This is a genomic window from Flavobacterium sp. (assembly GCF_035760125.1).
In the GTDB taxonomy this organism is placed as follows: Bacteria; Bacteroidota; Bacteroidia; order Flavobacteriales; family Flavobacteriaceae; genus Flavobacterium.
Map to the genome: position 1 here is coordinate 1 of NZ_DASTTN010000106.1, position 8307 is coordinate 8307.

Annotated in this window: 9 protein-coding genes; 8 read left to right on the forward strand and 1 reads right to left on the reverse strand. The window is 34.9% G+C overall.

The window, feature by feature from the left end; genetic code table 11:
• The 4 genes from VFS71_RS04130 to VFS71_RS04145 all read left to right on the forward strand — a co-directional run.
• Positions 1–699: homoserine acetyltransferase (locus VFS71_RS04130; RefSeq protein ID WP_326399547.1), on the forward strand; the 699-nt coding region annotated here is incomplete at its 5' end.
• Complete coding sequence (gene thrA, locus VFS71_RS04135; protein WP_326399549.1) at positions 696–3110, forward strand: bifunctional aspartate kinase/homoserine dehydrogenase I; 2415 nt, start codon at positions 696–698, stop codon at positions 3108–3110. The genes VFS71_RS04130 and thrA, both read left to right, overlap by 4 nt.
• Before the next feature lie 33 nt (positions 3111–3143).
• Entirely contained in the window at positions 3144–3578 is a 435-nt protein-coding gene (locus VFS71_RS04140; RefSeq protein ID WP_326399551.1) for an OsmC family protein, read from the forward strand.
• Positions 3579–3687: 109 nt separating this feature from the next.
• Positions 3688–4860: a trans-sulfuration enzyme family protein gene (locus VFS71_RS04145; protein ID WP_326399552.1), complete on the forward strand. Its 1173-nt coding sequence runs from the start codon at positions 3688–3690 to the stop codon at positions 4858–4860.
• Between the two features lie 95 nt (positions 4861–4955).
• Here the strand turns inward: VFS71_RS04145 and VFS71_RS04150 are convergent, their stop codons facing one another.
• Positions 4956–5597, reverse strand: coding sequence for an outer membrane beta-barrel protein (locus VFS71_RS04150; RefSeq protein WP_326399554.1), 642 nt, complete (start codon positions 5595–5597; stop codon positions 4956–4958).
• 189 nt (positions 5598–5786) lie between these two features.
• Between VFS71_RS04150 and VFS71_RS04155 the strand changes: the two genes are divergently transcribed.
• The 4 genes from VFS71_RS04155 to cysD all read left to right on the forward strand — a co-directional run.
• On the forward strand, positions 5787–6350 hold the full coding sequence (locus VFS71_RS04155) for an alpha/beta hydrolase (protein WP_326399556.1): 564 nt from the start codon (positions 5787–5789) through the stop codon (positions 6348–6350).
• Positions 6351–6394: 44 nt separating this feature from the next.
• Positions 6395–6805 carry an RrF2 family transcriptional regulator gene (locus VFS71_RS04160; RefSeq protein WP_111411123.1) on the forward strand — a complete coding sequence of 137 codons (411 nt, stop codon included), beginning with the start codon at positions 6395–6397 and terminating at the stop codon, positions 6803–6805.
• Positions 6806–6917: 112 nt separating this feature from the next.
• Entirely contained in the window at positions 6918–7619 is a 702-nt protein-coding gene (locus VFS71_RS04165) for a phosphoadenylyl-sulfate reductase (protein WP_326399557.1), read from the forward strand.
• Positions 7620–7685: 66 nt separating this feature from the next.
• A partial coding sequence (gene cysD / locus VFS71_RS04170; protein WP_326399558.1) for a sulfate adenylyltransferase subunit CysD occupies positions 7686–8307 on the forward strand: 622 nt, incomplete at its 3' end.

Genomic DNA, 8307 nt, shown 5'->3' on the forward strand with positions numbered 1-8307 from the left:
GATTTTACGGCCAGAGATGTGGCCAGACTTTTTATAGAAGGGCTTAAGGCACTTCAGATTAATCAATTATTTGCCATTATTGGTGGTTCTGTAGGTGGCGGAATCGCTTGGGAAATTGCCGCATTGGCACCACAAATAACAAAACACCTAATTCCGATTGCGACCGACTGGAAATCGACCGATTGGTTGATTGCCAATTGTTTTTTGCAGGAACAAATTTTGAATAATTCGGTTAAACCGATTGAAGATGCTCGCATTCACGCGATGTTGTGCTATAGAACGCCGGAGTCTTTTAAAGCAAAATTTGATCGAACTACCAATGAGGAATTAGCTATTTTTAATATCGAAAGTTGGCTGAATCATCACGGAAAGAAATTACAAAAACGTTTTCAACTTTCGGCATATAAGCTGATGAATCAATTGCTGAAAACAATAGATATTTCCAAAAACAGAGAATCTTTTATTGCCGTAGCTTCACAAATTGAGGCGGATATTCATATTATTGGAATCAATTCGGATTTGTTTTTTACGGTAAATGAAAATAAAGAGACATACGAAACATTAAAAAAGCACAAAGCGAATGTATCGTTTCAAGAGATTGATTCCATTCACGGGCACGATGCTTTTTTGATTGAATATAAACAACTGGACAATTTGCTTAAAGGAGTTTTTAAGCTAGAAAAAAATATATCAAAATGAAAATATTAAAATTTGGAGGGAAGTCTTTGTCAAACGGAGACGGGCTCAATAAGGTGGTGGCAATTATTGCCGGAAAAGTGAATAACGGAGAACAGATTGCAGTTGTGGTTTCGGCGCGTGGAAATGCAACGGACGAACTGGAAGAAATATTGGCTTTGGCTTCTAAAAATGGAGATTACAAACCACTTTTTGAAGACTTTAAAAACTACCAACAAGACATTTATGAGGATGTGGATTTGTCTGAAGAGTTCAATAAATTGGAAAAACTTTTTGAGGGTGTGAGCTTGATTGGGGATTATAGTGTGAAAATTAAGGACGAAGTATTGTCTAAAGGAGAGTTGATTTCAGCTAAATTATTGACAGCTATTTTAATAAAAAATGGCATAAAAGCTAATTTTTCCGACACAAGAGAATTAATAAAAACCGATTCGAATTACGGAGATGCACAGCCAGTTGAACAGCTTTCGAAGAAAAATGTGGTGGCTTATTTTAAGGAACATAATGGAGAAACAGTCAATGTCGTTACTGGTTTTATTGGTTCCAATATTAAAAATGAGGCAACAACTCTGGGAAGAAACGGCAGTAATTATACGGCTTCGTTGTTGGCAAATTATCTGGACGCAACGGAACTTCAAAATTACACTCACGTTGACGGAATTTATACGGCGAATCCGGATTTGGTTTTTGATGCCAAAAAAATTGACCATTTGACGTTTAATGAAGCAAATGAGTTGGCCAATTTTGGCGCAACAATTTTGCACGCGAAGACTATCATTCCTTTGTTGGAAAAAAATATTCCACTTCGTATTTTGAATACATTCAATCACGAAAATCAAGGAACGTTAATCACTTCGAATGCGGGTAAAGAAGGGATAAAAACGCTTTCTGTTCTGGAAAATGTGGCTTTGGTGAATCTGGAAGGTAGAGGATTGCTAGGGAAAACAGGTGTTGATGCCCGTATTTTCAAAGTGATGGGTGACAACGAAATCAGTGTTAGTATCATTTCACAAGGTTCATCTGAAAGAGGAATTGGGCTTGTGGTTGATGCGGACAAAGCGACTCGTGCGATGATTGAACTGGAGAAAGAATTTGAAAATGATTTTTACTCGAAAGACGTAAATAAAATTACGGTTACGGACAATGTTTCGGTGATTTCTATTATTGGACAGGACTTGAGCACGTTTCACAAACCGTACACAGCTTTAATCAAAAACAAAATTGTTCCTATTCTCTTCAACAACACGGTTACGGGTAAAAACGTGAGTTTGGTGGTTAAAAAATCAGAGTTGAACAAAGCTCTGAATGTGATTCACGGAGAGATTTTTGGGGTTTCAAAGAAAATCAATATCGCGATTTTCGGTCACGGATTGGTTGGAGGAACGCTGATCAATCAAATTTTAGAATCGTCTGGCGCCATAGAAAAACGCAAAGGAATCAAGCTGAATGTTTTTGCGATTGCGAATTCTAAAAGTGTGCTTTTAAATAAAGATGGCGTTTCTCCAAACTGGAGAAATGAAATTCAAACAGCTGGAACTTCGTATACAATTGACGATGTTATTGCTTATGCAAATGAGCATCACTTGGAGAATTTGATTGCGATTGACAATTCGGCATCTGCTGATTTTGTTGAAAATTATATCAAATTGGCAGAGAATAGTTTCGACTTGATTTCGTCCAATAAAGTGGCTAACACATTGAGTTATTCGTTTTACAAACAGTTGAGACAAGTATTGGAAGACAATCAAAAAACGTATCTTTATGAGACGAATGTTGGTGCTGGTTTGCCATTGATTGACACGATAAAATTATTGCACCTTTCGGGTGAAAATATTACCAAGATAAAAGGGGTTTTCTCAGGAACATTGAGTTATTTGTTCAATAATTTCTCTGCGAAAGATGCTCCGTTCAGCGAAATATTAAAAGAAGCCATCGATAACGGATATACAGAACCTGACCCAAGAGAAGACCTTTGTGGAAACGACGTGGGTAGAAAATTATTGATTTTGGCAAGAGAATTGGACTTGCAAAATGAGTTTGAAGAGATTTCTATTCAGAATTTAATTCCTGAACATTTACGTGAAGGTGATGTTTCTGACTTCTTAAACAAATTGACCGAGTTTGATCCTATTTATGCAAAAATTAAAGCAGATCAGCAACCAAATCACGTGTTACGATACATTGGAGAATTATCAGGTGATTTACAAAATGACAAAGGAAATTTGGAAGTGAAATTGGTTTCAGTGCCAAAAGAAACTGCTTTGGGTGGATTGAAAGGCTCGGATTCGTTCTTTGAGATTTACACAGAATCTTACGGAGACCGACCTATCGTGATTCAAGGAGCTGGAGCAGGATCAGCAGTAACAGCCAGAGGAGTTTTCGGAGACATTTTGAGATTATCGGATAAAGGATAATAATTTAAGATTTAAGACATAAAAACAACAACAATGAAAGTAACCTTAAACAGAGTAAACGACAACTTCCATTTTGAATTAAAAAACGAAAGAGGTCATATTGTAAATGTAGATAGCCGTCCGGAATTTGGCGGTGACAATATGGGGCCAAGTCCAATGGAATTAGTATTAATGGGCGTTGCAGGCTGTAGCGGTATTGATATGATTTCGATTCTAAAGAAACAACGTCAGGAAATCACTTCTTTCAAAGCTGAGGTTGAAGGCGAACGTGTACAGGTAGATGAGGCAAAACCATTCAAAGATATTCACGTAGTATTTTATTTGGAAGGAACAGTCAACGGAGAGAAAGCGGCCAGAGCAGCACAACTTTCTTTCGAGAAATATTGTTCAGTTTCCAAAACATTGGAACCAAATGTAACCATACATTATAAAGTAGTCGTTAACGGAGAAGAATTAGCCAAAATCTAAATTCATCAACTTTTGAACTTTAATTTTAAATAATAAGAGGCCTTTTATTGGGAAATCTCAAAGAAAAACTTTGTGAATCTTCGTGATATAGCTTTAAAAATAAATAACAATGAACGAACAAGAATTTGGTTTTGAAACCCAAGCCATCCGTAATCAATTAGAAAGAACACAATTTTTGGAGCATTCAGTGCCCTTGTACTTAACGTCTAGTTTTGTATTTGAAGATGCTGAAGACATGCGCGCTTCTTTTGCAGAAGAGAAAGACAGAAATATTTACAGCCGATATAGCAATCCAAATACCAACGAATTTGTAGATAAAATTTGCAAAATGGAAGGTGCTGAAGCTGGTTTTGCATTTGCATCGGGTATGGCGGCTGTCTATTCTACTTTTGCGGCTTTGTTGAAATCAGGTGATCATATTGTTTCTGCCAGCAGTGTTTTTGGAGCAACCCACTCGTTGTTTGTGAATTATTTTCCAAAGTGGGGAATAGAAACTTCCTATTTTGACCTTACTAAACCAGAAACCATAGAGAGTTTTATAAAACCAAATACGAAGATACTTTTTGCTGAATCACCAACCAACCCGGCGGTCGATATTATTGATTTAGAACTTTTGGGAGCAATTGCCAAAAAACATAACTTGATTTTGATTATCGACAACTGTTTTGCCACGCCTTACCTTCAGCAACCTATAAAATGGGGAGCGCATTTGGTAGTGCATTCTGCAACTAAATTGATTGATGGCCAAGGAAGAGTATTGGGAGGAATTACAGTTGGAAATGCCGATTTGATAAAAGATATTTATTTGTTTTCCCGACTTACAGGCCCTTCATTGTCTGCTTTTAATGCTTGGGTATTGTCGAAAAGCTTGGAAACTTTAGCTATCCGTGTTGATAGACATTGTGAAAATGCATTGAAAGTAGCTACGTTTTTAGAAAGCCATCCTAATGTAAATACCGTAAAATATCCATTTTTAAAATCGCATCCACAATATGAATTAGCCAAAAAGCAAATGAAATTGGGAGGTAACATCGTTGCATTTGAAATCAAAGGCGGAATCGAAGCGGGAAGAACATTTTTGGATAAAATAAAATTATGTTCTCTATCACCAAATTTGGGCGATACGAGAACAATTGTGACACATCCAGCCTCAACGACTCATAGTAAATTAACTGTCGAAGAACGTTTGGCGGTGAGTATTACAGATGGTTTGGTGCGTGTTTCTGTAGGATTGGAAACCGTGGAAGATGTCATTGCCGATTTGGAACAGGCGCTTTCTTAAAGATTTATAATTATTGCAAAAACCCACAGTTCAAACTGTGGGTTTTGTGTTTCTAGGAGAGATGGAATTGTGAATTTGCAACAATAGATTTTTTTCTATTTTAGAAATACCGAAATTCCTATATTAGCACCAAATGCCCCTGATTTTGTCTTTACATTATTTTCTTTAAAAGAGAATTCGGAATAGTCTAAGCCTAAATCAAAACTAATTGTTTTTGAAATAAAATAAGCAAGACCTGCACCAGCACCCCACACAAGGCCATTATTACTTGTGCTAAAATTTGAAATTTCTGGTGATGAAGCTGAATAGTTATTTTCTTGTTTTGTATTGCCAAAACCGATTCCTGCATTTAGATAAGGTCTTGTTTTTCCTTTGGAAAAAAAATAGGTTGCGGTTGGTATAATTGAAAGTGTATTATTAGTATTTTTTTCATCAATTATCATACCATTCATGCCATCTGGAGTTAGAACTAAAATTTTCTGTTTAGTGGAAACGGTTTTATAATTAAAGTCCAGACCTAACGATAAATTATCAATTATAAAATAACTAACGCTTGGAGAGATATTAAAGGAATTAGTTTTTGGTCCATCGGTAGTATTTCCTGAATTTTCATATTTTACGGTTGTTGAATTGAAGCCTAATCCGGTTTTTCCGCTAATTGCAAAAGTACCTTTCTCGGTTTGTGCAGTTAATATGACTGAAAATAATAAGGCAGCTAATAAAAATCTTTTTTTCATATTTTTGTTTTTTTGATTGTTGCGCAAAAATAGTGTATTTTTTTTATTTGTACGAAAATAAACAATAATTAACTTATAATTATAAGATTTTTTACTTATTATGAAAATATAATTATTGATTTGCTGCAAAATAAATCTGTTTTTAATTTGTCAAAATTGTAAATTTGGTTTTAGTCATCTTATAATTATATGAAACCAAGATTAATCATTTTATCGGATTTGTGGGGAAAAGAAAAATCGGAATGGGTTTTAGTTTATGTAGAACTATTGAAGGATAAGTTCGAAATTCAATATTACGATTGTTGCGAATTGGGTGAAATAGACAAAACTGATTATACCGAAAAAAGTCTACATAATCAGTTTGTTAATGGCGGAATAGAAATGGTCGTTGAGAATCTTTTGAAGACAGAAAAGAATCGAATAGATATTCTAGCCTTTAGCATCGGTGGAACAATTGCTTGGAAATCTGCTTTGAAGGGATTGAATGTTAGAAAACTTTTTGCGGTTTCATCAACAAGATTGCGGTATGAGAATGAAATTCCCAATGGAGCATTAAAACTCTATTATGGAGAAAATGACAGCAATAAGCCAGCTAATAATTGGTTTGAAAAGCATTCCATAGATTTTGAAATTATAAAAAGTAAAGAACACGATTTTTATACTGAAAAAGAATTTGCAACTTCTATTTGTAATGAAATTTTAAATAGTTTCATACAATTTGCTGATAAAAGGATAAAGTTTGTAGTTTCGTAAACATAATTCAATGTGATTTAATTCTTATAATAAAAACACTTTAAATGCTTTCAAAGAAAACAAAATACGGAATAAAAGCACTTACCTTTTTGGCGCGCCAAAAAGATAATACACCTGTTCAAATTGCTGAAATTGCAAAAAATGAACATATTTCGATTAAATTTTTGGAAAGTATTCTGTTATTGCTCAGAAACTCTGGTTTTCTGGGGGCAAAAAAAGGAAAAGGCGGTGGTTACTACTTGATAAAAGACCCAAAAGATATAAGTATGGCCAAAGTATATCGCATTCTCGAAGGGCCAATTGCATTGCTTCCCTGCGCAAGTCACAATTTTTATGAAAAATGTGATGATTGTGATGACGAAACTACTTGTGCCGCACGACGCTTAATGACTCAGGTTAGGGACAATACCCTTAAGGTACTTGAAAGTAACTCTCTGGCAGACATTGCATTCTAAACTATTAAATTTTATTTAAAAATAATTTTGAATTTAAAAAAAAGTGTTACTTTTGCAAAGTAATCTAGTAAGCCGATAGGGTAATGGATTTAAAATTAAAAGCAAAATAAAAATGAGCACAGCAATAGCAAATACTTTATTAGAAAAAACAGCAGGTTTCTCCATTGAGGAAACATTGGCTTTTTTGGCTAATGAGTATAAAGGGAAAGTGGTTTTTTCGACTTCATTTGGTCAGGAAGATCAGGTTATAACCGCTTTGATTGCCAAAAATGATTTGCCAATTACCATTTTTACATTGGATACAGGCAGATTATTTCAAGAAACATATGATGTTTTTCATAGAACAATAAAAAAATACAAAGTAGCTATCCAATCTTATTTTCCGGAGGCCAGCGCTGTGGAGAATTTGTTGAATACAAAAGGGCCAAACAGCTTTTACGAATCGGTTGAGAACAGAAAAGAATGTTGTTTTATTCGAAAAGTGGCGCCGTTGACCAAAGCTTTGAAAGGAAATGAAATTTGGATTACGGGTTTACGTGCTGAGCAATCGGAAAACAGAAATGATTTGGCAGCCTTCGAATATGATGCTCATTTTAATATCATAAAATTCAATCCGTTGCTGAAATGGAGTTTGGCTGATGTTCAAAAGTATATTGATGATAATAATGTTCCTCAAAATGCCTTGCACAAAAAAGGTTTTGTAAGTATCGGTTGTGCGCCTTGTACGAGAGCCATTGCCGAAGGAGAAGATATCAGAGCAGGAAGATGGTCATGGGAATCGAGTCACAAAGAATGTGGTTTACACCAAAAATAATTATGAATTATAAATGATTTTTAAATCTTTAAATTTTTCAATCATTTAATCTTTAAATTAATAAAAATGAGTTCAGTTTTAAAAACAAATGCTTTAGAAAGCGAAGCAATTTACATATTCAGGGAAGTTATTTCTCAATTTGACAAACCCGTTTTGCTTTTCTCTGGCGGTAAAGATTCAATTACATTAGTGCGTTTGGCACAAAAAGCATTTTTTCCAGCCAAAATTCCTTTTCCATTGTTACACGTGGATACAGGGCACAATTTTCCTGAGACTATTGAATTTAGAGATAAATTGGTAGCCGAACTAGGATTGGAATTAATCGTTCGTAATGTGCAAGATGCTATTGATGAAGGGAAAGTAGTGGAAGAGTCAGGGAAATATTCTAGTAGAAACAGTTTGCAAACGACTACATTATTGGACGCTATCGAAGAATTTAAATTTGATGCTTGTATTGGTGGAGCACGTCGTGACGAGGAAAAAGCAAGAGCTAAAGAACGTATTTTTTCTGTTCGTGATGATTTTGGTCAATGGGATGAAAAAAACCAACGTCCTGAATTGTTTGACCTTTTGAACGGAAAAATTGAAAATGGACAAAATGTACGTGTTTTTCCAATTTCAAACTGGACTGAATTGGATGTTTGGAGTTATATCGAACAAGAGCAAATCGAAATTCCATCGATTTACT

Coding starts and splice junctions, on each gene's coding strand:
- VFS71_RS04140 (WP_326399551.1), top strand. CDS start 3,144: ATGAAAGTAACCTTAAACAGAGTAAACGACAACTTCCATTTTGAATTA.
- VFS71_RS04150 (WP_326399554.1), bottom strand. CDS start 5,597: ATGAAAAAAAGATTTTTATTAGCTGCCTTATTATTTTCAGTCATATTA.
- thrA (WP_326399549.1), top strand. CDS start 696: ATGAAAATATTAAAATTTGGAGGGAAGTCTTTGTCAAACGGAGACGGG.
- VFS71_RS04165 (WP_326399557.1), top strand. CDS start 6,918: ATGAGCACAGCAATAGCAAATACTTTATTAGAAAAAACAGCAGGTTTC.
- VFS71_RS04155 (WP_326399556.1), top strand. CDS start 5,787: ATGAAACCAAGATTAATCATTTTATCGGATTTGTGGGGAAAAGAAAAA.
- VFS71_RS04145 (WP_326399552.1), top strand. CDS start 3,688: ATGAACGAACAAGAATTTGGTTTTGAAACCCAAGCCATCCGTAATCAA.
- VFS71_RS04160 (WP_111411123.1), top strand. CDS start 6,395: ATGCTTTCAAAGAAAACAAAATACGGAATAAAAGCACTTACCTTTTTG.